Source organism: Leifsonia sp. SIMBA_070 (assembly GCF_046534635.1).
Taxonomy (GTDB): Bacteria; Actinomycetota; Actinomycetes; order Actinomycetales; family Microbacteriaceae; genus Leifsonia.
Genome location: NZ_JAWRYK010000525.1, coordinates 1 through 258 on the forward strand (window position 1 = coordinate 1; position 258 = coordinate 258).

The 258-nt window shown below is 68.2% G+C and carries 1 protein-coding gene; it reads left to right on the forward strand.

The window, feature by feature from the left end; translation table 11 throughout:
• Positions 1-27 precede the first annotated feature (27 nt).
• The coding region (locus SB754_RS21300; protein ID WP_410784329.1) for a penicillin-binding transpeptidase domain-containing protein at positions 28-258 on the forward strand (231 nt) is incomplete at its 3' end.

The window sequence follows — 258 nt, forward strand, 5'->3', positions numbered from 1 at the left end:
TCCTCGCAGACCAAACCGGCGGTACTGGTGGCCATCTCGCCGTCGACCGGGGGGATACTCGCGGTGGCACAGAACGATGCGGCGAACAAGGAGGGGCCGATCGCGCTGACCGGGCTGTACCCGCCCGGCTCGACGTTCAAGACCGTGACGACGGCGGCTGCGCTGACGTCGGGTGCGGTGACGCCGCAGACACAACTGCCCTGTCCGGGGCGCGCGACCATCGAGGGACGGACCATCCCGAACGAAGACGAGTTCGAT